General features: G+C 49.7%; 19 protein-coding genes. 10 read left to right on the top strand and 9 right to left on the bottom strand.

Annotation, left to right across the window (positions count from 1 at the left end; genetic code table 11):
• The first annotated feature begins 170 nt into the window (after positions 1-170).
• Positions 171-3,422: a ribonuclease E gene (gene rne, locus CCY32_RS00380; RefSeq protein ID WP_210401661.1), complete on the top strand. Its 3,252-nt coding sequence runs from the start codon at positions 171-173 to the stop codon at positions 3,420-3,422.
• 677 nt (positions 3,423-4,099) lie between these two features.
• Positions 4,100-5,305, top strand: coding sequence for a DUF418 domain-containing protein (locus tag CCY32_RS00375; protein WP_088328383.1), 1,206 nt, complete (start codon positions 4,100-4,102; stop codon positions 5,303-5,305).
• 754 nt (positions 5,306-6,059) lie between these two features.
• Here the strand turns inward: CCY32_RS00375 and CCY32_RS00370 are convergent.
• Together CCY32_RS00370 and CCY32_RS00365 are read right to left on the bottom strand one after the other, a co-directional pair.
• Positions 6,060-6,275 (bottom strand): hypothetical protein, encoded by a 216-nt coding sequence (locus CCY32_RS00370; protein WP_088328382.1) that lies wholly within the window; start codon positions 6,273-6,275, stop codon positions 6,060-6,062.
• Positions 6,272-6,625 (bottom strand): hypothetical protein, encoded by a 354-nt coding sequence (locus tag CCY32_RS00365; RefSeq protein WP_088328381.1) that lies wholly within the window; start codon positions 6,623-6,625, stop codon positions 6,272-6,274. Before CCY32_RS00365 ends, CCY32_RS00370 begins: the two co-directional genes overlap by 4 nt.
• Before the next feature lie 77 nt (positions 6,626-6,702).
• Here CCY32_RS00365 and CCY32_RS00360 point away from each other — a divergent pair, with 77 nt between their 5' ends.
• The 3 genes from CCY32_RS00360 to CCY32_RS17150 all read left to right on the top strand — a co-directional run bounded on the left by CCY32_RS00360 (position 6,703) and on the right by CCY32_RS17150 (position 7,752).
• The gene (locus tag CCY32_RS00360) at positions 6,703-7,224 is read left to right on the top strand and encodes a DUF2975 domain-containing protein (protein ID WP_088328380.1); all 522 of its coding nucleotides are present in this window, start codon (positions 6,703-6,705) and stop codon (positions 7,222-7,224) included.
• 10 nt (positions 7,225-7,234) lie between these two features.
• On the top strand, positions 7,235-7,462 hold the full coding sequence (locus CCY32_RS00355) for a helix-turn-helix transcriptional regulator (protein WP_088328379.1): 228 nt from the start codon (positions 7,235-7,237) through the stop codon (positions 7,460-7,462).
• 134 nt (positions 7,463-7,596) lie between these two features.
• Positions 7,597-7,752: a hypothetical protein gene (locus CCY32_RS17150; RefSeq protein WP_168171390.1), complete on the top strand. Its 156-nt coding sequence runs from the start codon at positions 7,597-7,599 to the stop codon at positions 7,750-7,752.
• Between the two features lie 111 nt (positions 7,753-7,863).
• On the opposite strand, the gene CCY32_RS00350 is transcribed toward CCY32_RS17150, so the two are convergent.
• Positions 7,864-8,568: a transporter substrate-binding domain-containing protein gene (locus CCY32_RS00350; protein ID WP_168171389.1), complete on the bottom strand. Its 705-nt coding sequence runs from the start codon at positions 8,566-8,568 to the stop codon at positions 7,864-7,866.
• A 252-nt stretch (positions 8,569-8,820) separates the two neighbouring features.
• On the opposite strand from CCY32_RS00350, the gene CCY32_RS00345 reads away from it, so the two are divergent.
• Positions 8,821-9,324: a nuclear transport factor 2 family protein gene (locus tag CCY32_RS00345; RefSeq protein ID WP_088328377.1), complete on the top strand. Its 504-nt coding sequence runs from the start codon at positions 8,821-8,823 to the stop codon at positions 9,322-9,324.
• 62 nt (positions 9,325-9,386) lie between these two features.
• Here CCY32_RS00345 and CCY32_RS00340 read toward each other — a convergent pair whose 3' ends face one another.
• Entirely contained in the window at positions 9,387-10,151 is a 765-nt protein-coding gene (locus CCY32_RS00340; RefSeq protein ID WP_088328376.1) for a transporter substrate-binding domain-containing protein, read from the bottom strand.
• 109 nt (positions 10,152-10,260) lie between these two features.
• Positions 10,261-12,288: an NADPH-dependent 2,4-dienoyl-CoA reductase gene (locus tag CCY32_RS00335; protein ID WP_088328375.1), complete on the bottom strand. Its 2,028-nt coding sequence runs from the start codon at positions 12,286-12,288 to the stop codon at positions 10,261-10,263.
• Positions 12,289-12,479: 191 nt separating this feature from the next.
• On the opposite strand from CCY32_RS00335, the gene sppA reads away from it, so the two are divergent.
• Positions 12,480-14,339 (top strand): signal peptide peptidase SppA, encoded by a 1,860-nt coding sequence (gene sppA, locus CCY32_RS00330; RefSeq protein WP_088328374.1) that lies wholly within the window; start codon positions 12,480-12,482, stop codon positions 14,337-14,339.
• A gap of 59 nt (positions 14,340-14,398) precedes the next feature.
• On the opposite strand, the gene CCY32_RS00325 is transcribed toward sppA, so the two are convergent.
• The 3 genes from CCY32_RS00325 to CCY32_RS00315 all read right to left on the bottom strand — a co-directional run bounded on the left by CCY32_RS00325 (position 14,399) and on the right by CCY32_RS00315 (position 19,415).
• Entirely contained in the window at positions 14,399-15,163 is a 765-nt protein-coding gene (locus CCY32_RS00325; protein WP_088328373.1) for a transporter substrate-binding domain-containing protein, read from the bottom strand.
• Positions 15,164-15,278: 115 nt separating this feature from the next.
• The gene (locus CCY32_RS00320; RefSeq protein ID WP_088328372.1) at positions 15,279-16,004 is read right to left on the bottom strand and encodes a transporter substrate-binding domain-containing protein; all 726 of its coding nucleotides are present in this window, start codon (positions 16,002-16,004) and stop codon (positions 15,279-15,281) included.
• A gap of 153 nt (positions 16,005-16,157) precedes the next feature.
• Positions 16,158-19,415 carry an amidohydrolase family protein gene (locus CCY32_RS00315; RefSeq protein WP_088329197.1) on the bottom strand — a complete coding sequence of 1,086 codons (3,258 nt, stop codon included), beginning with the start codon at positions 19,413-19,415 and terminating at the stop codon, positions 16,158-16,160.
• A gap of 283 nt (positions 19,416-19,698) precedes the next feature.
• Between CCY32_RS00315 and CCY32_RS00310 the strand changes: the two genes are divergently transcribed.
• The 3 genes from CCY32_RS00310 (at position 19,699) to CCY32_RS00300 (ending at position 24,669) form a co-directional block, all read left to right on the top strand.
• Positions 19,699-21,870 carry a S9 family peptidase gene (locus CCY32_RS00310; RefSeq protein ID WP_088328371.1) on the top strand — a complete coding sequence of 724 codons (2,172 nt, stop codon included), beginning with the start codon at positions 19,699-19,701 and terminating at the stop codon, positions 21,868-21,870.
• 551 nt (positions 21,871-22,421) lie between these two features.
• Positions 22,422-23,780, top strand: a complete 1,359-nt coding sequence (locus CCY32_RS00305) for an MATE family efflux transporter (protein WP_088328370.1) — start codon at positions 22,422-22,424, stop codon at positions 23,778-23,780.
• A gap of 130 nt (positions 23,781-23,910) precedes the next feature.
• Positions 23,911-24,669, top strand: a complete 759-nt coding sequence (locus CCY32_RS00300) for a transporter substrate-binding domain-containing protein (protein ID WP_168171388.1) — start codon at positions 23,911-23,913, stop codon at positions 24,667-24,669.
• Between the two features lie 41 nt (positions 24,670-24,710).
• On the opposite strand, the gene CCY32_RS00295 is transcribed toward CCY32_RS00300, so the two are convergent.
• Positions 24,711-25,892: an acetyl-CoA C-acyltransferase gene (locus tag CCY32_RS00295; RefSeq protein ID WP_281492493.1), complete on the bottom strand. Its 1,182-nt coding sequence runs from the start codon at positions 25,890-25,892 to the stop codon at positions 24,711-24,713.
• Positions 25,893-26,041 lie beyond the last annotated feature (149 nt).

The raw sequence follows: 26,041 nt of genomic DNA, 5'->3' as shown, positions 1-26,041 counted from the left end.
AGACCAGTTTAGACACCTGCCCGGCCAGACAAGCCTGGCAAGTAATATAAGTTGAACAATTAGAGAATTTGCTCAGGCTAGAGCCACCTGCCAGTCGGGAGACTGCCACTCAATGCTAGATTGGTGGTGTACTGTTCGCCGATAGTGATCGATACCTATCGAGTCACAATATGAAAAGAATGTTAATCAACGCAACCCAGCAAGAAGAGTTGCGTGTTGCCCTGGTAGATGGGCAGAAAATGTATGATCTGGACATAGAAAGTCCCGGTCATGAACAGAAAAAATCGAATATTTACAAAGGCAAAATAACCCGGGTTGAACCCAGCCTGGAAGCGGCTTTTGTTGATTACGGCGCAGAGCGTCACGGCTTCCTCCCCCTAAAAGAAATTGCCCGCACTTACTTCCCCAAAGGTTACAACTTCGAAGGTCGTCCACAGATAAAAGACGCGATCAAAGAAGGTCAGGAAGTGATCGTGCAAATCGACAAAGAGGAGCGCGGTCAAAAAGGTGCAGCACTGACGACCTTTATCAGCCTGGCTGGCAGCTATTTGGTGTTAATGCCAAATAACCCCAGAGCCGGTGGTATTTCACGACGCATCGAAGGCGATGAGCGCACAGAGCTCAAACAAGCACTGAATAAGCTCAACCTGCCTGATGGCATGGGCCTGATTGTACGCACCGCAGGCGTCGGAAAATCTTTTGAAGAACTGGAATGGGATCTCAGTGTTTTGCTGACCCATTGGAGTGCTATTAAAGAAGCCTCTGAGTCACGCCCTGCTCCGTTTCTGATCCATCAGGAAAGTAACGTAATTATCCGCGCCATTCGCGACTACCTTCGTCGCGATATCGGTGAGATTCTGGTAGACGATGAGAAGATCTTCGAACTGGCCAAACAGCATATTGAGCTGGTGCGCCCGGACTTTTCTAACCGTGTAAAACGCTATCAGGGTGATGTTCCCCTGTTCAGCCATTATCAAATTGAAAGCCAGATTGAGTCTGCTTTTCAACGTGATGTGCGCCTGCCCTCCGGTGGCTCTATCGTCATTGATCAGACCGAGGCTCTGACCTCCATCGATATCAACTCATCGCGGGCTACCAAAGGCGGCGATATCGAAGAAACGGCGCTGAACACCAACCTTGAGGCGGCCGACGAAATTGCCCGCCAACTGCGTATTCGGGATCTCGGCGGTCTGTTTGTTATCGACTTTATCGATATGGGCCCGGTACGCCATCAGCGCGAAGTTGAAAAACGCTTAACCGATGCGGTACGTCCGGACAGAGCACGGGTTCAGTTAGGTCGGATCTCACGTTTTGGTCTGCTGGAAATGTCACGGCAGCGTCTGCGTCCCTCATTAGGTGAATCAGCGCATCATGTCTGTCCGCGCTGTGATGGTCATGGCACCGTGCGCGGCACTGAATCACTGGCACTGTCAGTATTGCGTCTGATGGAAGAAGAAGCCATCAAAGACAATACCGGTCAGATTGAGGCCCAGGTTCCGGTCAGCGTGGCCACTTACCTGCTCAATGAAAAGCGTGCTTCAGTGGCGCAACTTGAGCAGCGTCACAAAGTTAATTTGCTGATTATTCCTAATCCCAATCTGGAAACCCCTCATTACCGTGTTTCTCGTCATCGCGCTGACGATCAGATCAGCGATGTCAGTTACAACATTGAATTAGACGAAGTCAAAACCATTGAAGCGGATCGCCCCAGCAGCACCATGCCTGCCAGAGAAGAGCCTGCGCTGAAAACCCTGATTGCACCACCCAAAGCGCCTCCTGCAGCAAAAGCTCCGGAAGCGCAAAGCCAACCACAGGGCCCCTCCTTGTTAGCTCGTTTTGGCAAGTGGTTGGGTGATTTACTTAAAGAAGAGCCTGCTGAGTCCTCTACAGCGCGCAAAAACACTAAGGGTAAAGAGACAACCCGAAATCCTCGCGGAGGCCGTAACACCAGTCGCCGCAATGATGGCCGACGTGGCAAACCTCAGGAAGGTAAGCCTCAGTCAGAGCGTCAGCAGGATCGCAAGCCGGCTGCCCGTAAGCCCCGTAAGGAGCAGACTGAAACGCAGGATACGCAGAAGAAAAACGCGGCACCTCAAAAGCAAGAACAGGCCACTACCCGAGTTCAGGAGCGCAATGACAATCAGGAGCCACAGAAGCAACAACTGGCAGAACGTCGCAAGCGCCGTGATAAAAGACGCAGCGTAAGAGTGCAGGACAAACAAGAGCTTACCACTAACGAGCAGCAACCAGCCGCAGTGGAAGCCGAACAGGCGCAACACCCGGCATCAAAGCCGACGCCTAAACAGCCGGTCGAGCAGAGCAAAGCCGCTGCGCCAGCCGAGAAAAGTGAAAATGAAGTACTTACTGGCGACGCTCAGGCGAATCAGAATGCTGAAAAAGCCGGGGATGAGAAAACCGAGGGCGGGCGCAACCGCAGCCGTCGTTCACCCCGACACATCCGCGCAGCGGGTCAGAAACGTCGTAAAGACCAGACGGAAGAACAGCAGTCTGAAGGACAACAAGCACCACTGGAAAGTGATGCGTCAGCGTCGCCTCAGGCTGCTGGAGAACAACCGGTACAGGAACAGCAGCACGCTGAAACTGATACGGTGCAAGAGGTGAGCCCAGTTGACAATACCGCTAAGGCGGTTGAGGCCCAAAGCACGCAAACAACGAAAGTTGTCGCGGATGCCAACACGGCATCCGATGAGACAAACGACGACAGCGCTCAGGTTGAGGCTAAGGTAACAAAAGCTTCACCCAAAGCCGGCACCAAGCCTGCCAATGAGGCCGATAGCAATGACAGCCAGCCTGCTGATAAGCAAGAGCAGGTTGCCTCAGAAGCTGCGGTATCAGATGCCACGAAACAGGCTGAACCTGCTAAAGATGAAGCGCCAAAAGCTGCTAAAGCGAAGAAGACCACGCGTAAGCCTAGACGTAAAAACCCTGAACAGGTGGAGATTGCGCTTGAACCTTCAGATGAGAAAGCTGACGAACAAGCAGTTGCTAAACCCGAGCTAAACTCTGAAGCAACAGAGCCTGCCCAGGCTAATGCACCTGAACAGACTGATGTTCAGACACAACAGCCCGCACAGACGTCATCTGCACCAGCGCCTGCTGATACCGCCGAGAATAAAGCTGAAGCTGCAGTCAGTGCTGAGACAGAAAAAAGCGCAGACGACAAAGCGGATAGCACACCAGACAAGGTGCGCTCTGAAAAGCCAATGAAAAAGGTGAGCTTTATGTCTCACCCTATGGCCAAACCCCTGAGTCTGAGCGATGAGTTTAACGAAATCACTATCTCTGCCATTGACAATGAACAGCGCCAGGGTCTGAAAAAGTCCGGTAAAGCGGCCAGCCAGTCAAGCCTGAGTAATCAGGCCAATGCTCCGGCAGGCAAACCGGCAAGTTTAGGCCAGTAAAGCTGAGCGCTGACGTGCTCTGAAACTCTGACGAGTCAGAGCACGAGTCCCCTGCCTCTGCCAGGCAGGAACGACCAAGAAAAAGCCGCGGAAATTCGCGGGAGTATAGTGTAAGGGAATTTTGTTCCCACCTGTATACTGTGATTACACATACCCACTAATTAGAAAGCCGTTACTTGAAAACAGGTAGCGGCTTTTTTTTATGGCTGTCAGTTCAAATAATGACCAATAAACACACTGGAAACGGTATAATAATTTCTCAAAAATCTGACATTTTAGAATTAAATAAGGAAATCAGGCCGTATGATCATTTCATATTTATACTCGGGTACAATCATTGAACCCATCTAGTTGACGTCGCTTGCGCGGCAAAAGCAGTCATAGCTTACCACTCTATTTCACCACCCAACGTGACTTCAACTTTTGGGGTGTAGACTCCCGTTACTGCAAGAGTAAAGAAAAACGCTATTATAAGGTGGGGCATTCGCGTTTTAACTACCCATTCCCTGAACAAATGACCTATCTACTCATCAAATTGGAAACTAATACGCCACACAAAACTTCCACAATTCGACATTTCAACAAACCAATCTAGTCAAAAAGACAGCTGTCACAAGCTGTAGCAAATAGCTTTAATCCGTCTTATACTCTAGACCGTATCGGAAAAACAGGCAGAGATGATTTCGATGAACGTCGCATGCAAAGTACAGGTTCAGCCTGAACGCATTGAATTCGTCGATGCCCTACGCGGCTTCGCTTTATTCGGCTTGCTCATGGTGCATGCGGCTGAAGCATTTGGTGTCGGTCTGTCGCGAGGGACTGACGATCCGTGGGGCCAGGCCATTTTCTTTCTCTTCGGAAGCAAGGCCTTCGCGATATTCGCGCTTCTTTTCGGGTTCAGTTTCGCAACCATCATGGCCAATCAGCGCGCACGCGGCGTCGATTTCACCGGCCGTTTCGCATGGCGACTTTTCCTCCTCCTGGCGATCGGATTTGTCCACTCGCTGCTGTATTCCCCTGAGATACTCCGCTTGCTCGCGTTTCTGGGTCTTCTACTCATCCCACTGGACAGAGTTCGCAGCAATTATGCACTGATGGTAATTGCGGGCCTGTTTTTCCTTCAAATACCGCTGCTCATCCAGTGGCTACTGGCTCATTTGGGCAATGCCTTTGCCGCGTCAGAGCCCTATTATACGAGCTCCGGTCTTTGGGATGTTTTCAGAAACGGTAGCTTGGGAGAACTAATCAGTGCCAATCTCATCGAGGGCAACCTCGTCAAGTGGTCGATAAACTGGTCGTTTGGCAGGGTAAGCGAGATTGCCGGACTGTTTGCCGTTGGCGTTGTCATCCAGCGGACAGGCTTCTTCGCCAACCTTGCGAAAAATCGTGGGATTGCATTAGCACTGGTTCTCATTGCCGGCACCATCTTCGCGATCCTCGAATTCATCGTGAAGCCGATGGTCCCCGGTTCACCATCAGGCGCAGAGTTTGCGATCGGACCCTTTACCGAGCGCGCAATCCTCTTCCAGTGGATAGGAATCAGCGGAATAGCAGCACAAATCGGGCTCTTGGCGCTCTTGTGGAACTCGCCAGTGCAGTGGCTCGTAGGCCTGTTCAAAGGTCCCGGGCGGATGACGCTTACGCTCTACGTCGCCCATTCTGTAATCGCCGTTCCCATCTTGTATCAGTTCGGTCTGGGAATGGCTGAAGTGTGGAACACGCAACAGAGAGTTTTATTCGCAATCGCATTTTTTGGATTGCAAATCCTGTTCGCGCATTGGTGGTATGCACGATACCGCTATGGAATGCTGGAATGGACTTGGCGCGCAGCAACCTTGAACGACTGGAAAGTGCCGCTGCGCAAGCATCCCCAGCCGACTTGACCAAGGTTAGCTCTACGACGGCTGGATTTCACAATAATGGGTCGCTGGCGTAAAGCTACATGAAAGTCGCAACCCGTTTGACATGAGTGGCACCCTGGTCGAACTCGAAAGCTAAGGCATTGCAAATACGCGAACTTAAGCGAGACCACTGGAAGCTGTTTAGGCAATGAGGCGATTTAAAGTGTTTGGAAGTTTCAGCTTTCATTCTAAGCTAGAACGTTTCAGAATTTGGCAACTTGGGTCCGCTTTGGAGTATCGCAACATATCGGACAAATGTCCGAAAATGGGTCGAAAAATGACCTAACCTAACACTATCAGATAATATTGTGTGTCCCTTTTTCGCTCTTAGGAGACTAAATCCTCACAAACAGTTATGTCTGCAAACAGCCCTTTGATTTTACCCTAAAACGCTATCCTGAAATTTCCACTTCTGTAATTTGATAAAATATCACTGACGTCTTAACGGCCCAATATTTCACAAAAAATACGTTTCTAGTTAGACCAGAAATCCATCATTGACTTCGACATAACAAGTAAAAAGCAAATCTCCTTTATTTTTGGACTGTTAAGTCTTAAACGTCGAGTTTTGGCTACACATTAAAAAAGCCGCTACCTGTTTCCAGATAACGGCTTGTCTATTTATGGTTAGGTATAATCACTCTATACAGGTGGGAAAAAATTTCCTTACACTATACCTCCGCGAATTTCCGCGGCTTTTTTATATTGGCAGTAAAGTATGCACTGTATTGGTTTATTACTCTTTTGAGGACTGTTTCAGCGCCTCTTCCCGTTCGCGCTTGTACTCCTCAAAAGACTTATTGGTGCGCTGCAAACATTCAACAGAAGCCGGCGGTGGTTCTTCCAGGCACTGATGACGCTGATGAATGCGCAGGTTGTCATACATGCCTTTGTTACTGCATCCGGCTACGCCAAGTAGCAATATCCATACACCACACTTTAGTTTCATCATTTCTCGCAGCCGCCATTTTTTTCAACGTAGTGGATTAACAGCAACATCGCATTACTGTTCGCAAATTGCTCAGGCTGTTGCTGCATAAAACGTACAATGGCCGCCATATCAAACAGCTTTTTGGGTTCTTTGCAATACAGTGTTTCAAGATACTCCGTTTGTTCATCAAGGGTGGCCAGCAAGTCCAGTGCCCCACCCACATAGGCCTGAATAACAGGCAGGTCGCTACATTCACCAGGTGCTGAAGCACAGATATCGGAAAACTGCTGTACCGTCAGTGCCGGGACACGGGTTGTGTACAGCCCCAGTATCAGAGCCATCACCAGGCTGAGGTAAATTCGGTTGCTCATTGTTTAAATCCCTCTTGACAAATTATCGTAAAACATTAATTTATTAACTTTAAACATTTACGTCAAGCGGATTTATTATGACTCGTCAATTCTCCTTATTCATCGCACACGGCTGCTCGGCATTGCTATTCTTCACCCCAGTCGCGGGGCTGTACCTGTTGTTCGATATTGAGCTTTTTGCCAGTCTGGCCAGAAGCAATCTGAATTTACCCATACAATGGCAAACGGTCTCAGATACCCAGTGGTACAGCCTGTGGCTGTTAACTGTGGGCTATATTGGCATCGGTCTGACAGGGTTGTATTTTTTGCGTCGGGCCTTTGCCAACTTCGCCAAAGGTGAGCTGTTTAACCACAGTAACAGCCGCCACCTGCGCCTGTTTGCCATCATGTTGTTTGCACAGGCACTGGCCAAACCGCTGCATTTCGCTCTTGCCAGTGTATTGCTGTCTTTTAATCATCCTCCCGGACAAAAAATGCTCTCACTGATGGTTGGCAGCGGCGAAGTTAAGGTCATTGCCCTGGCGATGATTTTATGGGTGATGAGCAACCTGCTGCTTAAGGGCGGAGAGCTGGAAAAAGAAAACAGTCAGTTTATCTAGGATCCGTAACATGCCAATAATTGTTAATCTGGATATCATGCTGGCGAAGCGAAAAGTGCGTGGAAAGGAGCTGGCTGAGAAAGTCGGAATTTCCGAGCAAAATCTGTCGCTGCTGCGCACTGGTAAAGTTAAAGGAGTGCGTTTCGCGACACTGGAGCGGATTTGTGACGTGCTGCAATGCCAGCCCGGAGATATTCTTGAATACCAGTCTGAGGAGGATAAAAAACGGGGGTATTAACGCCGCCTGAAACTTTATCAGAATGGCGTCAATCTCAGCAACAACATGATACAAATGGCGAACGGTCTCCAGTTCACTGCGAGCAGCTGTATTGTCAGAAGCTTAAAGGTATTTAGAAAACCGGGGGCTTACCAGTGTATTTTGCATTCACCGCAAACGATCAGGGCAATACGTTGAAAGCTCGATTTAATCAACAGTTCAAAGCCCTTTGGGATGCCGGTAAAGTAAATGAATTGATGATGAAGGAGGTAGGCGACAGTGGTTCTCTGCCGGAGAAGCAACCTGATTAAATTGCACGTTGTACAATAATACCGGCATTAGCGGATAATCCTTTTGGTAACCAAGCGGTGTCAGGATGAGATGGAAGTGAACAACATCTTGCCTGAATTGGACAACACAGCCTAATCGCCGGCATCAAAGAGATTAGCAAAAGCCGGATCGGCTTTTACGCTGGCAAAAGCACGTGCCACTCTATCAACAAGCATCGGATCCGAGTCGATGTTAGCCGCCACATATAACGCTCGGGTTTCCACCACATCACCATGGGACTTGAATTGGGAAGGTACCTTATCAACTGAACGCAGCGCCGCCTCATTAGAGAAAATCAGATCAGCGCGCCCCAATTTCAACATCTCTGCCGCTGCCTGGTAACTTACCACCAAAATAAGATTTCGGCCTGGCTCAAACCCATGACGTTGAAGGCTGTTTGCTGCAAAGCTGTCGCGCACCGACACCACGATATAGTTTCTGGCCTCGTCAATATTTGACAGGCTGATGGTGTTGTTTTCCCGTAGCGAATAATAATAGTAGTGCTGAGTGTGCAAAAGACCTACCCAGTGAAACAGCGACGCTCTTTCGGCACTTTTTACCATCGAGTAGATAAAAGTATTCGGCAGGTTGCGCGCGGTCCTGTAGGCTCTCGCCCAGGGCATCGCTTCGTGCCGCACCTTAATTTCAGCGCGCTTAAAGGTCTCTTGCATTATCTGATACGAGGAGCCCCCGACTACCTCTCCTTGCTCAGCCACCTGGTAGGGAGGAAGGTGCTCTGTAAGAAGACGGATTTCCTGACTGCTGACGCCCTGTGCAGCGAGCAAAATGCCAAGCACACTCAGCACTTTGAAACAGTTAAACAAAATGGCGACGACCCTATGATTCAGAGGTTATCAGGACTATAAATCTAACCATACATTTTTACAAATTAACGCTTTCACCCAAGGTTAATATACAGATAAATCGGTAACACTAGACGACTAACCGACTCCATATCGCGGCAAAACCCTCTGGCTAATATACAAACCCACATTTAAAGCTGTCACAATGGTGAACCTTTCCCGAATCCAAAAACACCCAATACTCTTATGCAACGACTTCTTATACTGTTTTTATTTACTGTCGGAACCGCCAGTGCAGACAATGGCTCTGCTGAGTCCGTTGCCTCTGAATTATGGCGGGGGCTGAGCCATGGTCCGAATGAAGCCACCGATGTCGAGACACTCAGAACACTCTTTCACCCGGACGCAGTGGTTTTCGGGGCACGTTATACTGATAAACACGCAACATTGAATAAGGTTGAAGCTTCTTCTTTTTTGTCAGGCCTGGAAACCATTCGTGATTACGGTTTTTACGAGTGTGAGGTATACCGGCATGTGCAGGTTTATGACCGTTTCGCCACCATTTACAGCGTAGTGGAGTCGCGCACTGACAAAGACGCTAAAAAGCCTGATTTTACCGGCGTCAACAGTATTCAGTTATTCCGTCTGGGAACGCAGTGGAAAATTCTGTCATTGTATTATCAGGTAGAGAGCCCGTTTGAATCGATTTCCCTGAATCAGGGGGAATCAGGCAAATGTCTGACCCAATAAAATCTCACCCAGGTTAATTGTTGCTGACGTTCAGAGTTTATCTGATTCCAGCTTGCTCTCTTTCAGAGAGGGTCGACGCTTTGTGTAGTTGTTGATGTTGAACTGATATCAAACAAATGCGAAAACTGAGGATCAGACTTAACACTGGCAAACGCTTTTCTCAGTTCTGAAATCAGGCTTTGACGGGTGTTGAGATTGGCCGCCACATACAGATCCCGACTTTTTACCCTATCGCCATATTTGCTGAATAGCGCCGGATCAGAGGTTATAGAGGTGAGCGTCGCCGCATCTGCGAAAATAAGATCGGCTCTGCCGAGTTCGAGTATTTCCCAGGCCGACGCATAGTCCACCACCAGGATCAGATTACGTCCCAGTTCAAACCCAAGTTGTTTTAATGACGAGGCTTCAAAACTATTACGTATCGACACCACCGTATAGTTGAGTGCATCTTCCACCGTGTTAACGTGCAATTGTTGGTTGCTGCGTAGCCCATAAAATTGATAATCAATGCGTTGCAACCGGCCTATCCAGTGAAAAAGCGGTTCTCTTTTGTCACTGCGGATCATGGAATAAATCAGCGTATTGTCGCGCTCCAGGGCGGTACGATAGGCTCTGGCCCAAGGCATCACCTCATGAACAGGATCAACCTCGGCGCGCCTGAGTACTTCCTGCATGATGTGATAAGACAGACCACCGGTCACCTGGCCATTTTCGACCAACTGATAAGGTGGAAGGTCCTCGGTCACAACACGTAACTCGCGGGCATCCACCTGCCACAGCATAAGAAACAGGATGGTGGTGGTTAGCAGTTGGTATGGAACACGCAACGCACTTTACCTATCGCTTTTATCGTGACTACACTATAAAGCTAAGGTCTTGATTAGACAAATAAATTAAGGCGATATGTATGGCCTTTCACGGCCATACATATGACGTTTAAATCCTTGCCGCTAATTCCGCACCCTGGCGGATGGCTCTTTTCGCATCCAGCTCTGCCGCTACATCTGCGCCACCGATAAGATGGGTCACGATACCCGCCTGCTCCAGGCTTTGCTGCAATTCTCGCTGAGGAATCTGGCCGGCACAGATAATAATATTATCCACCTCCAGCCACTTTTCCTGCTCATTCACCTCGATCAACAGTCCTCTGTCATCAATTTTTTTGTATGTCACACCCGGCACCATCTGCACATTGTGGCTTTGCAGTGTTTTACGATGCACCCAACCACTGGTTGCCCCAAGATATTTGCCCACTTTGCTGGTTTTACGTTGTAGCAGCCAGATTTCCCGTTCCGTTTTATCTATTTCCCGCTCCGTGAGGCCACCACGCTGAGTGTAGGCTTTATCAATGCCCCAATATTTCATCCAGTGATCCGGTTCTTTGGTCAACGATTCAGGCTCTGCAAGGTATTCAGCCACGTCAAAGCCGATGCCCCCGGCACCGACTATGGCGACTTTTTTGCCCACAGGTTTATGATCTCTGAGCACATCCAGATATGAGAGCACTTTAGGATGATCCACACCGGGTAAGTCCAGAGGCCGAGGCACGATTCCGGTTGCCAGAATTACCTGGTCAAATCCCTCTTTTTGCAAACTTTCCGCCGTCTGAGGACTGTTCAAATGTAACTTGACGCCGGTAATCTCAATACGGCGGGTGAAGTAACGTAACGTCTCGTAGAATTCTTCCTTGCCGGGGATCTGCTTGGCATAGTTAAACTGACCGCCTATCTCATCGGCTTTATCAAACAGATGCACTTCATGTCCGCGCTCCGCCGCATAACAGCTGAACGCCATTCCCGCGGGGCCTGCACCAACAACGGCCAGTTTCTTCTTATGATTCGTCAGTGTGAAATTCAGTTCGGTTTCATATCCGGCTCTGGGGTTCACCAGACAAGAGGCCTGCTTTTTCTTGAACACATGATCAAGACAGGCCTGATTACAGGCAATACAGGTATTAATTTCATCGGCCCGCTGCTGCTCAGCCTTATTCACAAATTCGGCATCTGCCAGGAAAGGCCGTGCCATCGACACCATGTCTGCCTGCCCATCAGCAAGAATCTTTTCTGCCACATCGGGCATATTGATTCGATTGGTGGTGATCAGCGGTACGCTGACCTCCTGTTTCATTTTTTCGGTTACCCAGGTAAACGCGGCTCTGGGCACCGATGTCACGATGGTAGGTACCCTTGCCTCATGCCAACCGATACCGGTATTGATGAGGGTAACCCCCTGCTCTTCCAGTATTTTCGCCAGCGCCACCACTTCACTCCACTCGCTGCCGCCTTCCACCAGATCCAGCATGGATAAACGGAATATCAGGATAAAATCGCTACCGACTTTATCACGCACGGCTTTTACGATTTCTACCGCAAAGCGAGCACGGTTTTCAAAACTGCCTCCCCATTCATCGCTGCGCTGATTTGTGCGCGGGCATAAAAACTGATTAATCAGATAGCCTTCAGAGCCCATGATTTCAACACCATCATATCCCGCCATCTTGGCCATAGCCGCACTGGTAGCATAATCTTTGATGGTATTGCGTATGCCGAGTTTGGTCATCTCCCAGGGTTTAAACGGATTAATGGGCGCCTTTATAGCTGAAGGAGCGACGGCAATGGGATGATAGCCGTATCGCCCGGTATGGAGAATCTGCATACAGATTTTACCGCCATGGGCATGCACCGCTTCAGTGATCACCTGGTGCTCTTTAGCGTGGGAACGCTTACTCATTCTGGATGCAAACGGGAACACCCAGCCCTGGCGATTGGGGCTCACCCCGCCTGTGACGATGAGGCCTACGCCTCCGGCTGCCCGCTCAGCGTAAAAGGCTGCTAACTTTTCAGGGCCGCCTTTTTCTTCTTCCAGGCCAAGGTGCATGGAGCCCATCAGCACGCGATTTTTTAATTGTGTAAAGCCTAAGTCCAGCGGGGACAACAGGTTTGGATACAAAGGATGCTTACTCATTGCTTTCTCAACTGGTCTAATCTGTTACCAGTCTAACCTATTCCCGAATAAAATTTCACCCGCTATTGGGCGCACAGGTGTGCGCAAAGTGATCTGTCTGGCCTGAAAAGACATAAAAATTTACATTTGCTGTTTGGGTATCTTCAGGACTTTAGATAGGATAGCGTCACTAAATTGTAGGAAGTAGTTTTATGGCCACAGGCAAAAGTTTTACTAAGGCACTGTTCAGCGGCATCTGGACCGTACTGAATTTCAGCCGCAAGTTGTTTTTCAATCTGATCTTTCTCGCCCTCGCGGCCTTTATTCTGATCGCCATTATTTCCGATGACGGCAAAGTGACCGTCCCTGACGAAGCTGTGCTGGTGCTTAATCTCAATGGAAATCTGGTGATTCAGGAGACCGCTGTTGATCCGTTTGAAAAGTTCATGCAAGAGGCCTTTGACCAGAAAGAAGAAAATCCTGAGGTATTGCTGCGAGACGTGATCTTTGCCATTGATAATGCCAAGCAGGATAACCGCATCAAGGCCCTGGTGCTTGATCTGCAAGGTCTGCGCAGTGCCGGGCTGGATAAGCTACAGCAACTCGGTACGGCACTGGATGAGTTTAAGACCAGTGGTAAGCCCTTATACGCCATCGGCGATTACTACTCGCAGAATCAGTATTATCTGGCCAGCCGCGCCGATCATGTTTACATGAATCCTATGGGCGGCATGTTATTAGACGGCTACGGCCGTTATCGCATGTATTTCAAATCCATGCTGGAAAAAATTAAGGCCACGACTCATGTGTTCCGGGTGGGAACCTTTAAATCTGCTGTAGAGCCCTTTATCCGTGATGACATGTCCGATGCTGCCAGAGAAGCGAATGAGGCCTGGCTGGGCGCACTATGGCAACAGTATAAAGAAGATGTCGCCGCCGCCCGGGATATGGACATCAATAATTTTGATGAACAGGTTGATGCCTTCATGACCAAGTTTGAGGCCGCACAGGGTGATTTCGCCCAATATGCGCTGGCCAATAAGTGGGTCGATGGATTGCGCACACGCGAGGAAATCCGCAATGAGTTCTCGGCAATATCCGGCGATAATAAAACATCCAGGGGCTACAACCACGTTACCTACAAACAGTACCTGAGTGTCATCAAAATGCCTTTTATCCCAAGCAGCAGCGACACCGATAAGGTGGGCATTGTGGTGGCCAAAGGGGCTATTTTAAATGGCAATCAGAAAGCCGGTAGCATTGGCGGCGACAGCACAGCCAGAATGCTGCGAAAGGCGCGCCTGGACGACGATATAAAATCTGTGGTTCTGCACGTAGACTCCCCCGGTGGCAGTGCCTTCGCCTCAGAAGTCATTCGCCAGGAAGTGGAGCAACTTAAAGCAGCGGGCAAACCCGTAGTGGTATCGATGAGCACCTATGCTGCGTCCGGTGGTTACTGGATATCCGCTGGGGCAGATGAAATCTGGGCGGCTCCGTCCACCATCACCGGCTCCATTGGTATTTTCGGCATGTTCATGACCTACGAAAACACGCTGGATTATCTGGGTGTTAACGTTGATGGCGTGGGTACCACCGAATTTGCCGGCTTCAGTCCGACCAGAGCACTGGATCCAAAGATTGGTAATGTCATACAGCGCAGTATCGAGCATGGTTATGACCAGTTTATTACCCTTGTTGCTCGCGAGCGGGACATGTCAAAAGAGCAGGTCGATGACATAGCCCAGGGACGAGTATGGATTGGTCAGAAGGCTCTCGACCTGGGATTGGTCGATAACCTGGGATATCTCGAAGATGCCGTGGCCGCTGCAGCGAAACTCGCCAATATTGACCAATACGACAGTGAGTATGTGGAACGCGACCTTTCTGCCAAAGAAAAGTTCTGGCAGGAATTCTTTGGCGCGGCATCGGTGGTACTCGGTGGCGCTCTGGACAGTCAACAGGACAGTCATTTACTGTCACTGGTTAAACAACTGGTATCAGAATACGATGCGATGGCCCGCCTGAATGACCCCAAAGGTGCCTACGCGTATTGCCTGCCCTGTCAGCTATAGACAATGAAACAAAAAAGGCCCCATTCATCCTGATGGGGCTTTTTTATGCCCTGGGAAACTTAACGGCTCAGCCATTGCTGATAGTGCGCGTCTATTCTGGCCCGCTTCCCGGTTTCGGTTATCTTGTCCAAAGCGTTGTTAAAGCGCGCAACCCAGACGCTCGCATTGGGATAATCTTTGGAAATCAGAAAATGTAAAGCCTCTGAATCAAGCTCAATAGGTAAAATGGCCAGACTGGAATCCATGTCAAAACGCGCTAAATTATTTGGTTCAGACAAATACCCATTGGTCAGGCCGGCATCACTCCAGCCTTTTTCTACCTGAAGAAAGCACCCTACTCCATCCTGAGCTCTGTGCATTACCATGTTCCAACGCTCTGTTAAGTACGCATAGACACCCGCTTTACTATATCCATGTGGCAAACACAGGCTTTTACCATGCAGATGCTCCGGGTCAGTAATACCTGATGTTCTGGACACATAAAGCTTTACCGGCACTCTGTTAATCGGCACAGAATAGTAAAAAGACTCCGCTCTTTCAGCCGAATAAATATAAGGATAGGTGCCCAGATACTTGCCCTGCCCGGTCCACATCAGGCCGCGGCTCCAGGGCAATTTATGTGTTTCGGTATCTATCCCCATTTCATCAAACACTGCCTCAACGATGGCTTTGGACCAGCCACCACCGGGAACAGATTCATGGGCATAAGGGAAATAGTCGTCATTGGTGACCAACGTCACTGACTTTGACAGCTCTGATGAGGCAGCAGTGCTCAGGATAAGAGAGAGGCACAGGCCCAGTGCACAAAGACTATTAGACCGCATACTAACGACACGTCCTTTTGTGATATTTGATTCAATGAGATGACCGCATAGTGAGGGCAGACATTCAAGATAGCAACCGGTGAAGCCGGGTTATTGCTAATCCGGCTCAATGGTCTTATTTTGCAGAGGCATGTTCCCTTTCACTATGCAGCTTCTGAGCATGGGCCGTGAGCTTTTCAACCCATTCAGGTGATGTCTGAAGACTCGCCGCAAGATACAAACCCTGAGAAAGTTCAGGTAATGCCAATACAGTTCTTATTCTGGTTGGCGGCAAACCGAGTTCTTTCAGGCGGTAGGCTACCGTTGCTGGGTCCGTAAAAAGCAGATCCACTTTACGTTTGAGCAGCAAATTCACCTGTTCATTCATTGTTGCTGCAACAAACAGGTTTTCTTCCTCGGAAAAACCTGCGCTTTTGAGATACTCCAATGAATAGGCACCGCGGATAACAGCAAACAGATAGGGTTTGGCATCAGACAACTCGGTGAACTGCAAATCATCCCTGTCTGACAATGACAGCACCGCCACCTGATGTTCACTGACCGTCGTGATCCAGTGAAACTTGTTCTCCCTTTGGGGTGTGCGGAACATTGAAAATATCAAGACGTTCGCTTCAGTCTGGGCAAAGTGATACGCCCTGGCCCAGGGCATCATCTCAATATCGGCGTCAATGCCAGAGCGTTTGAGTAAATCTCTGACCACCTCTGTTGCCGGCCCAACAATATTGTTTTCATGAAGATACTGCACCGGCGGATGATTTTCCGTCACCACCCGAAAAGTGGGGTCCGCGAAGCTCAGGGCAGAAAAGGAAAAGACGATCAGTGCTCGGAACAGGTCATTCAAAGTCGTTCACTTCTCAAAAATGATAGTGTTATTGAGCATAGTCCCGGGACGGTCCGATTACAAAACGCCCTCTTTATCAGAATCCTTCAATACTTCACCTTGCCAAAACAAAAAAGGCGGCCGAAGCCGCCTTAATGCAATAAAACAACGTAACTAGTGCACCCAATGATGCCGCTGCGCCTTGGCTTCCAGTTCTGCCTCGGTTTGCTGAGGCATCGCAGACACATTCATCTGTTCAAAGAAAAACGGTGCACGGCGTTTCTGCGTGCCCAACTCGTTCATGCTTTTGGTGTCATAAATACGCCCGTTAAGAACGGTATGGGTAACATATTCTGAGCGACTCAGATCATTGAGCACATCGCCATCAATGATCGCCATGTCAGCAAGTTTGCCGGCTTCGAGACTGCCAATATCCTTATCCATCCCCAAATGACGGGCTCCGTCTATCGTACCGCCACGTAACGCTTCCCAGGGTGTAAAGCCGCCCTGGTGCATATGCCATAATTCCCAGTGCGCACCAAGTCCCGGACGCTGTCCGTGAGCACCAATATGAACACTGACGCCATTGTCGCGAAGGTGCTTAGAATATTTCGCTACCGAGAAGTGATGGTATTGTTCATCGGGCGCAGTGGGCCTGCGGATAGCACGACTATCCAGCATAAAATGGGGCGTATAACGAAGCAAACGGGGATTCTTCCAGACTTCGGTACGGTCGTACCAGAACTCCTCTCCCATCATGGTGCCCATGGTCACCACGTAAGTGGGGGTGTAACCAAAACCTGAGGCTTTCCAAAGCTGCGTCACATCAGAATAGGCCTGATTTAACGGAATAGAATGCTCCAGCCCCGTATGACCGTCCACCAGCATGGTCAAATCATACAAAAAGCGTCCTGCCCCCTCGGGCACGACCATAATCCCCAACGCTTTGCCCGCCGCCACGATTTGCTGGCGCACATCTCGGCGTGGCTGGTTATAGCTTTTCACCGAAATGGCCCCTACATCTTTGAGGCGCTGTAAATGGAAAGTGGCATCATCAGGATCGTCAATGATGGCTTTATATGCGGGCCAGTTTGCCCCGTATAAAATGGTACCGGTTGAGTAAATGCGGGGTGCCAGTATATGGCCGGCGCGTTGCAGCTCCGACGCAGAGAATATCTCAGTGGTATCATTTGAAGGGTCATGAACCGTAGTCACACCAAAGGCCAGATCCGCATAGTTACGCCAGTTCTGACGTGGAATAATTTCATTATTTCCCTGTGACCCGTGGGCGTGTGCATCCACCAGGCCAGGAATCACCGTCTTACCGCTGATATCGATGATCTGCGCCGCCTTCGGCACAATGACCTCTGAGCGCTTACCCACCGCTTTAATGCGGTTGTCCTGAATCACAATCACGCCATCTTCGATGACTTCCTGACGATTATTGGCATCCCGCATGGTGACCAGCGTTCCTCCAACCAGCGCTTTGAGGCTATCGGGCTTATCAGCCTGTTGAGTGAAGGATAAATCCACTCCCTGCACCATGGGTTCAGGCAAAGTTTCAGGGGCCCCTTTAATAAAGGCAAAAGCATCTTTGAGTTCACGTTCAAAAAACAGTGCCCCATGATGCCAGGACAATGCCTGATTATCGGCACGCCAGGTCAGATACTCTCCAGCACGGGCGGACACTTGTTTGACGGGTAATGAGGTCATATTGGGCCCCACTGAGGTTAACTTTCCCGTCTCAGCATAAGGGGCAACGTAGGCATTATACTGATAGGTAAAGGCAACCCACTGCTTGTCATGAGACAGTCTGAATTCAACCACTTCATTGTTGCCGTCAAGGTGTTCTCGTTTGTCCTGCCCCTGCAAATTGACACTGACCAGCTTACGCTGCGTGGCGTTGCTACCCGGGGTGTAGTCGGTGAAATATACCCGTTCATTGTCACCAGCAAAATGCGGTGCAAAGCCAGAGCTCGATACTTTTGTGTTTTCGCCGGAATCAAGATCGGCCACATACAACCCTGGCTCCAACGACCATTTGGGTGAGAGCAGGTATCCGCCAGTGAACTTGCGGTAGGTCACCTGTTTGCCGTCGGTGCTGAAGCTGGGTTCTGAATAATGGCCGGGCTCAGAGGTGATTATTTTGCTTTTACCGCCGCGCGCCGGAATGACCCTGACCGCACCGAGCTTTTCATCATGCCAGGTGGTATAAACAATGTGCTTGCCATCATTAGCGAAACGGGGATAAAACTCATCGTGCTCATTCTGATCCGTCAGGCGTTGTTGTTTTCCGGTTTGCATATTCCTGATATACAGTTTTCCCAGAGCCTGGAACACCATATGTTTACCATCCGGCGACTTCTGCGCCCAACGAATCATCTTCACATCAAATTCATCCGGAGCCACATCCACGTCAAAGCGCAGTGCTTTCGCAATTTTCTTCTGCGCTTTGACGGTAACCGGTACCTCCGTCACCTGCTTTGTGGTGACATCGAGACGCTTAAATTTGCCCCCGGCCCAAAACAGGATTTCCTCACTGTCAGCGGTCCAGTCAAAGTAAGCATAGTAGCCCTCAGAGCCGAATCCTTCCTGCATATCCCGCTCCAGGTTACGATATACGGGCGTTTCTTCACCGCTTTGCAGGTCTTTGATAAATAACGCGGTGTTCTCACGAATACGGCGGACAAACGCCAGTTTTTTACCATCTGGTGATGGCGTCGGCACTACCGCCCCACCCGTACCACTGACCAGCGTAATTTCTTCACCGGTTTCCCGCTCATAGCGGTTAATGGCAAAAATGCTCTTGAGAGGATCCCGGTTATACTCAAAAACACTGCCAGCGGTGATGTCTTTGGTGTAGTAAAGGTATTGACCGTCAGGAGAGAATACCGGATCGGCGGTATTTTTCTGTTCATGCTCCCCTCCATCACGTTTGGCAATGGGTAAGCCTTCACCACCAGCATGATGAAATACCCAGATTTCACCTGCCGGAATACTACGACGGGATACAATCCCTCTCATTACCGTGATGTATTGGCCATCCGGACTCCACTTCGGCGAGTGAACCAAATCGTTTTTAATCCTGGTCACCTGTTTCAGATCGCTGCCATCCCGGTTCATGGTCCACACATTCGTGTTGCCATCCCGGTCCGATATGAACGCGATACGTTGCCCATCAGGACTGATACTCGGCTGCATGTTAAACGCAAAATCTGAAGTCAGCGCACGGGCCTCTCCACCTGCAACAGGCACAGTGTATATATCGCCGAGCATATCGAAGACAAAAGACGCTCCGTCAGGAGCGATATCCAGACTCGACCAGGTGGTTTCATCGGTTTCAATATTGACCGTATCAAACTCAAACGGTGGGTTGAGTACGTCCCATTCCTGCTTTTCAGGGCTGCTATCCGTTTGTTCGCTCTGTGCCATGGCCGGAGCACTGAAGTTAAGGCCCAGTAATATGGCAAGGCTTAGGGTAGTTAATTTACATCTGTTCACAGTCACCTGCCTTTTGCGTTTTCGTTATTATGTAGAGTTTTAGACCTGCGTTTTTGCCACAAAAACCTATGATTTGTAAGTCTGTGCCCACAAATAGCGACAGATCCCCCTGTAAATGAGATAAGCCATCGCCACATTGCCCACTTGGTTATCGACAGTCTGTTTCACGTACTGCTATATTCGAGGCTTTCTTATCTCCTGACAACGCCAGCCTATGTCATCTTTTCACGCTATTCCCCTTGCTGTGCTGTTCACTTTGTTGCTGCCGTCCTGCTCATTGGCAGAACGGGAACAGGGCGCTGTTTCTGCTCATACGGCTCATCACAACAGTGCTCCTGTTGCAGACAAAATCCCCCACAAAATGACCATTCACGGCGAAACCCGCATCGACAACTACTACTGGATGCGCGACGACGAACGCAAAGATCCCAGGATGCTGGCTTATCTGCACGCAGAAAATGCCTATGCGCAGAAGATGCTGGCGCATACCGAGACGTTACAGCGGCAGCTATTCGAGGAAATGAAAGGGCGTATCGCCAGGAATGATCAGTCCGTACCGGTACGAGATGGCGACTATTTCTACTTCAGTGAAGTATCCGGCGATAATGAATATCCACGATATGTGCGCAGCAAAAACATCGATGACAGTGACAAGACGGTGTTACTGGATATCAACCAACTGGCCCAGGGCCATGACTACTATGAGGTCGACACCATTGCTGTCAGTCCCAATAATGAGTTATTGGCCTACAGTGAGGACACCCTGAGCCGGCGCATGTATCAAATTCGTATCAAGAATCTGCGCACAGGCAAGCTATTGCCTGATCAGATTATCAATACCTCAGGAAGCATTGTATGGGGTAATGATGGCCAACATTTTTATTATATTAAGCAAGATCCCCAGACTTTACTTGCCTATCAGGTATACCGCCACGTAATAGGCACTGAACAAAGCCAGGATAGGCTGGTGTATGAGGAACAGGACCCCACTTTTTTCACAGAAATAGATAAGAGCAAGGATGACCGTCAGATTTACATTATTCATGACGCTACCGAGACCAAAGGGGTATCCCTGCTCGATGCCAACGATGCCAATGCAATGCCTGTTGAGTTTGTGCCACGGGAAGCAGGACTGGAGTACCATATCGCCAGGCATAATGACCAGTACTACGTATTGACCAATCTGGAGGCGGTCAATTTTCGTCTGATGCGGGTTGCCGCTGATAATTTAGGCAACAAAGCGCACTGGCAGGAAGTCATTGCTCATCGCCAGGATGTCATACTGGAAGACATTGAGATGTTTAATCAGCATCTGGTGTATCTGCAGCGGCAGCGGGGCCAGACACAGGTTGTTGTGCGTCACCTCGACACTGGTCAGGAGCGTACCCTCACCTTTCAGGACCAGGCGTACACCGTTTATCTGTATGGTAACAATGAGCTCGACAGCCCGAGCGTGAGAGTGTATTACACCAGCATGACCACGCCGGGCACTCACTATGACATAGCGCTGGAGTCATTAGACCAACATCAGCTCAAACAAGAGCCTGTACCGGGGGACTTTGAGGCTGACAATTACCGCTCAGAGCGCCTGTATATTAAAGCCAGAGACGGTACTCAAGTGCCGGTAACACTGGTTTACCGCAAAGATACATTCAACAAAGACGGTACCAACCCACTGTATCAATATGGCTATGGCGCTTACGGCTTCATCTCCGAGCCGGAATTTGACAGTGCCAGGTTGAGTCTGCTGGATCGTGGCGTCGTATTTGCTATTGCGCACGTACGCGGTTCGCAAATGTTAGGCAGACACTGGTATGAAAACGGCAAAAAACTGAAGAAAAAGAACACCTTCAATGACTTTACTGATGTCACGGAAGCCTTGGTAGAAAGCGGCTATGGCGCAAAGGACAAGGTGTTTGCCATGGGGGGCAGTGCTGGCGGACTACTGATGGGCGCGGTTATCAATCAGGCACCTGAGCTGTATCTGGGGGTCGCGGCCCATGTGCCCTTTGTGGATGCGGTAACGACCATGTTAGATGAGACGATTCCGCTGACCACCAACGAATTTGACGAATGGGGCAATCCCAAAGACAAGCTTTACTATGATTACATACTGTCTTATTCGCCCTATGATCAGATATCGCACCAGAATTATCCGCACCTGCTGGTCACCACAGGGTTGCACGATTCACAGGTACAGTATTTCGAACCGGCAAAGTGGGTGGCCAAACTGCGCGAGTATAAAACAGACGATAATGTACTGCTGTTTAAGACCGATATGGATGCAGGCCACGGCGGTGTATCAGGACGTTTTCAACGTCTGCACGATATCGCGCTGGAATATGCCTTTTTTCTAGATTTACTGGCGCAAAACGAAGGCAATTAGCAACCCGTTGTCTGCTGGATAAAAACACTGAATAAAAAAGCCCATGGGGGAATCTTCCGCCATGGGCTTATTAATATGCCAGGTCAGATTATTATTGTTATGTTCTGACCTTCGCAACAACCGCTTCGTTTTCCTAAAGCAGAATCGGGGGAGATTATTATGTTACGACCACCGGGAGCAGGCTGTTATTGTTTTTAGTGCCCTTTTATTATTGTTATTTCCCGTATTTCAGGTCGCTTTTGTTTTAGTATCGGCAATTCCCATTGGCGACCACCCCTCAAATTAACGCAGCGATTTAAAAGCACAGGCCGTACCAGTTTTATTTTTTCCATTATTTTCAATACGATAACTTATTTTCACAGGCACTGAGCATGCCGGTTATTGCAATATAAGGTGCAATACCGCCCCGTTATAGTGCAACGGTTATCACACCGGAATTTTTTAAACTCTGGCCAGCGGTAACCCTTTGTAGCAATAAAATTACGGGCTGACTTTCACCGCTTATGGTATAAAGAGCCCCAAAAATACTGCCCCTGAACCCATCATCATCTATGAGTCTGTCCCACGAAATACGACAACTGGTTAAACTGGCCTGGCCGCTTCTTATTGCTCAGGTCACACAGACCCTGATGGGGGTTTCCGATACCATTATGGCCGGCAGAGTATCTGCCACAGATATGGCTGCAGTGGCTATTGCATCTAGTATTGTAATGCCCATTCTGTTTTTTCTGCAGGGCATCATTTTAGCCCTCCCGCCTATCGTATCCCGTCTGGATGGCTCAAGACGCACTGATTTGATCCCTGCCAAGGGACAACAAACACTCTGGTTATCCTTATTGCTCTCTGTTCCACTGGCTTTATGTTATTTCTGGGTACCTCATCTTAAAGGTCTTTTGGGCATGGAACCCAAACTGCAGGCCATTACGCTGGAATATTTGCAGTACATGCTCATAAGCATGCCCTTTTTCGCTGTCTACCAGGTCCTCCGCCAGTACTGCGAGGGCTTGTCTGTTACCCGCCCGTCGATGATCATCATGTTTGTCGGGCTGTTGATTAACATTCCCGCCAATTACGTGTTTATTTACGGCAAGCTGGGGCTACCCGCTTTTGGTGGCGCGGGCTGCGGCATTGCAACGGGTCTAGTATTTGTCGGCATGATGGTGTGTACCTGGGTCTACACCCATTATTCCCGCAAAATGTCTCATTACCCTTTTTTCAGTCAGTGGTATGCCCCCAGGCTGTCTGAATTTGCCGAAATATTGCGGCTGGGACTGCCCATCGCCATGACCATTCTGTTTGAAGTGTCTTTATTTTCTGTGGTGGCGATACTCCTGGCCCCCTTTGGCGCCCTTATTGTCGCTTCCCACCAGGTGGCACTGAATTTTTCAGCCCTGATGTTTATGATCCCCTTAAGCATCGGACTGGCGGTCGCCATCCGGGTCGGTTTTCTGTTAGGTGAAGAGAAGCCCTTACATGCCAGAAAAGCCGTGCATGGCGCTTGGATTGTGGGAATAGCCTGCGCACTGTTTACCGCAAGCGTCTCATTCTTGCTGCGCTTTCAGATAGCAGACCTTTACAGCAATGATGCTGAAGTGGTGCGTATGGCTGCAGATCTGATGTTTCTTGCGGCCGTATTCCAGTTTTCTGACGCAATACAGGTCATATCCGGCTGTGCGCTGCGCGGCTATAAAGATGCCAAGGCCATGTTCTATATCAGCTTTTTGTCTTACTGGGGAATCGGCCTCACCACTGGCTGCATCCTGGGTCTGACCGACTGGATCGTACCCAAAATGGCCGCTACCGGCTTCTGGATCGGCTTTATTGTGGGCCTGACCAGCGCGGCCATTTTCCTTGGCTGGCGCCTGGCCTATATTCAGCGCATCAAAGAAGAGCAACTGACGCCCTCCTAAGCCCCCTCATGCAGTAGTAGTTAACCTTGTGAAAGGCTGCACCCACAGCAGGACAGACACATTTCCTGATTTATTGTTATGCTGTAAGAATATTGTTGGGGCGAAGTGGAGCGATCTGGTGACAATCAGGGTGTTAAGTCACGTTCTGTTGCTGTTGGTTTGCAGCCTGAGTGCTCACGGTGCTCAGCTTCGTGCCGTGACAGAGCATTTCCCGCCATTTAGTTTTAAAACCGAAAACGGCTACGACGGCTTTTCAATTGCATTTTTCAAACAGGTGGCAGAGCGGCTCGATATGGAACTCAAGGTAGAAATGATGCCCTGGGCCCGCGCCTACCATATTGCCAGCACTCAGCCCGATACCCTGATATTTTCCATGGCCAGAACCGCAGAGCGTGAAACCCAGTTTCTGTGGCTGGAGCCTTTTGCCAGTAATCAGGTTTCACTATTCGGACGAAAATCTCAACATTATCCTGGATTTAAGCAGTGGACAGATGCGCAGTTCTACCGGGTCGGGGTCATCAGAGATAGCGCCACAGCGCATATCATGACCTCACATGACGCCTTCTCAACCAGAAACAATCTGGTCGAAGTAGAGAATATTGCACAGCTTACGGGCTTGCTTGAACTGGACAGGGTCGATGTGATCTCCCTATCTGAAAGTATGCTGCACCAACTGCAAGAGCATGAAATCAGGCTGTTACAGCACTTGGTGACCTTCGATGAACTGACCTTTTACGGCGCCTTTCATCCGGATTCGGATCCGCAACTGGTTGAAGGGGTTGCATCAGCAATGCGTAATTTTCTGGGTACCGAGGCTTATCAAAACCTGGTGTTACGCTATTTCCCTAACAAGCAGGGGTACGCGACGCATACCCCCGAACAGCATTAGTCAGTGCAAGGTGGGGCTGCACCCCACCCTGGTTTCAGACCTTAGAGCATCTCCACAGCGATAGCGGTGGCCTCGCCTCCTCCAATGCACAATGAGGCGATGCCTTTTTTCAGTCCCCGATTTTTCAGCGCATGCAGCAGCGTCACCAGAATACGGGCACCGGAAGCACCGATGGGATGGCCCAGCGCACAGGCGCCACCATTAACATTCACCTTCTCAGCGTCCAGCTCCAGCTGTTTTATCGCCAGCATGGTGACCATGGCAAAGGCTTCGTTAATTTCAAACAGATCTACATCGCTGGTCTGCCAGTTAACCTTGTCCAGCAGCTTTTGCATTGCGCCCACCGGTGCCACAGTGAAATTTTCTGGCTCAATGGAGTGAGTGCTATGGCCTACAATTCTCGCCAGGGGTGTCAGGCCTTTTTGCTGCGCGACGGATTCGCGCATGACCATCAGTGCCGCGGCACCATCAGAAATCGAACTGGAATTTGCGGCAGTGATCGTGCCGTCTTTTTTAAATGCAGCGCGAAGATTGGGGATCTTCTCAGGCATAGCATTACCCGGCCCTTCATCGGTATCGACGGTGATATCACCTTTGCGGGTGGCAATGGTCACAGGCGTAATTTCGTTGGCAAAAGCGCCGCTGCTGATGGCCTGATTGGCCCGTGACAAAGAAGTAAGAGCAAATTCGTCCATTTGTTCACGATCGATGCGTTCTTTGTCTGCGGTATCCTGGGCAAAGCATCCCATGGCTTTACCGTCATACGCATTCTCCAGACCATCCAGCATCATGTGATCCAGCACCTGACCATGGCCCATACGGTATCCGCTGCGCGCCTTCGGCAACAAATAAGGCGCGTTACTCATACTTTCCATGCCTCCGGCTATGGCCGTATCAATACTGCCCGCCTTGATTAAATCGTGCGCCAGCATGACCGCTTTCATACCTGAACCACACACCTTATTAATGGTAGTGACGCCAGCAGACAACGGTAGCCCCGCCTTCAAACTTGCCTGACGTGCAGGAGACTGTCCCAGTCCGGCAGGCAACACACATCCCATAAACACTTCCTGCACTGCATCAGCGTCCTGTTTCTCAAGCAACGCTTTTATCGCTTCGGCTCCAAGCTCAACCGCAGTCAGAGGTGACAGTGCGCCCTGAAAGCCCCCCATCGGGGTACGTCTTGCATCAACAATTACCACTGCATCATTCTTATCCATCATCGAATCCTCTGTATGGGTTAACCAAAATTATATCGACCCGCGCCCCACGTTTTTTGGACATCCGGCCCGGTCCGCCAGCCTCATCTGGGGGCTATGCTAAACCAGTTGCGGGAACAAACGCTATAAGCCAAACGTACAGCATAATGAAC

The sequence above is a fragment of the Lacimicrobium sp. SS2-24 genome (assembly GCF_002201535.1).
Taxonomy (GTDB): Bacteria; Pseudomonadota; Gammaproteobacteria; order Enterobacterales; family Alteromonadaceae; genus Lacimicrobium.
This window is presented reverse-complemented; position numbering and strand designations above follow the sequence as displayed.

Coding starts and splice junctions, on each gene's coding strand:
- rne (WP_210401661.1), top strand. CDS start 171: ATGAAAAGAATGTTAATCAACGCAACCCAGCAAGAAGAGTTGCGTGTT.
- CCY32_RS00375 (WP_088328383.1), top strand. CDS start 4,100: ATGATTTCGATGAACGTCGCATGCAAAGTACAGGTTCAGCCTGAACGC.
- CCY32_RS00370 (WP_088328382.1), bottom strand. CDS start 6,275: ATGATGAAACTAAAGTGTGGTGTATGGATATTGCTACTTGGCGTAGCC.
- CCY32_RS00365 (WP_088328381.1), bottom strand. CDS start 6,625: ATGAGCAACCGAATTTACCTCAGCCTGGTGATGGCTCTGATACTGGGG.
- CCY32_RS00360 (WP_088328380.1), top strand. CDS start 6,703: ATGACTCGTCAATTCTCCTTATTCATCGCACACGGCTGCTCGGCATTG.
- CCY32_RS00355 (WP_088328379.1), top strand. CDS start 7,235: ATGCCAATAATTGTTAATCTGGATATCATGCTGGCGAAGCGAAAAGTG.
- CCY32_RS00345 (WP_088328377.1), top strand. CDS start 8,821: ATGCAACGACTTCTTATACTGTTTTTATTTACTGTCGGAACCGCCAGT.
- CCY32_RS00335 (WP_088328375.1), bottom strand. CDS start 12,288: ATGAGTAAGCATCCTTTGTATCCAAACCTGTTGTCCCCGCTGGACTTA.
- sppA (WP_088328374.1), top strand. CDS start 12,480: ATGGCCACAGGCAAAAGTTTTACTAAGGCACTGTTCAGCGGCATCTGG.
- CCY32_RS00325 (WP_088328373.1), bottom strand. CDS start 15,163: ATGCGGTCTAATAGTCTTTGTGCACTGGGCCTGTGCCTCTCTCTTATC.
- CCY32_RS00315 (WP_088329197.1), bottom strand. CDS start 19,415: ATGGCACAGAGCGAACAAACGGATAGCAGCCCTGAAAAGCAGGAATGG.
- CCY32_RS00310 (WP_088328371.1), top strand. CDS start 19,699: ATGTCATCTTTTCACGCTATTCCCCTTGCTGTGCTGTTCACTTTGTTG.
- CCY32_RS00305 (WP_088328370.1), top strand. CDS start 22,422: ATGAGTCTGTCCCACGAAATACGACAACTGGTTAAACTGGCCTGGCCG.
- CCY32_RS00295 (WP_281492493.1), bottom strand. CDS start 25,892: ATGATGGATAAGAATGATGCAGTGGTAATTGTTGATGCAAGACGTACC.